We start from the raw sequence: 947 nt of genomic DNA on the forward strand, positions 1-947 counted from the left end.
GTATGGCAAAGCCAAACCCATTAATGAACATGGAAATATCCCTGTCATCGGTTCTGGTGGAATTTATGGTTGGACTGCAGAGGCGGCTGTTGATTTTGCAACTCTTATCATCGGTAGAAAAGGAACGGCCGGTCAGGTTTGGCTTTCTGAGACACCGTCTTGGCCATCTGATACAACTTTCTATCTGGAATGGAAGTCCCATACAACAGTAGATGTGCGATTTATTTATGGTTGGTTTCTGCTCAATCCACTATCAGGTGAGCATGCGAAAACGACGATTCCAAGCCTACAACGACCTGATTTAGAGAACTCTCTTGTTCCCCTCCCTCCGCTCGACGAGCAGCGCGAGATCGCCCGCATGTTGCAGGCGGTAGATGCTAAAATTGCTGCTGAGCAGGCGCGCCGGGCTGCGCTGGAGGAGCTGTTCAAGACCTTGCTACATGCGTTGATGAGCGGGCGCATTCGCGTCCCCCATATCGTAGGGGGAGAGCGGAGTTGCGATTCTGCTCCGGATGCTGATAAATTGCCAAAATCGGAGGATTGACCTATGCCGTATGACCCAAACCGTCACCATCGCCGATCCATCCGCCTGAAAGGGTACGATTATTCGCAGGCGGGGGCCTATTTCATCACCATCTGCACACAAGACCGAGCCTGTCTATTCGGCAAGGTGGTGAATGGGGAAATGCGGTTGAATGATGCCGGCCGTATGGTGTTGGCCGAATGGAACATGTTGCCGGAACGATTCCCCCATGTGGTGTTGGATGCGTTTGTCGTCATGCCCAACCACGTGCACGGTATTGTCGTCATCACCAACCCCGCCACCGATGACGGGGCAACCACAAGGGTTGCCCCAACGGCGGTAACAATCGTAGGGACGGGCCTCGTGCCCGTCCCCGATGCCGGGACGATGGGCGCCGTCCCCAATGCCGGAACGATGGGCGCCG

General features: G+C 54.8%; 1 protein-coding gene and 1 pseudogene. Both read left to right on the top strand.

All coding sequences use genetic code 11. From position 1 onward, the window contains the following. A partial coding sequence (locus JE47_RS0120185; RefSeq protein WP_031461461.1) for a restriction endonuclease subunit S occupies window positions 1-544 on the top strand: 544 nt, incomplete at its 5' end. Between the two features lie 3 nt (window positions 545-547). Further along, window positions 548-947 (top strand): annotated as a pseudogene (locus JE47_RS0120190) (transposase); the annotation flags it as partial.

Source organism: Chloroflexus sp. MS-G, assembly GCF_000735195.1.
Lineage (GTDB): Bacteria > Chloroflexota > Chloroflexia > Chloroflexales > Chloroflexaceae > Chloroflexus.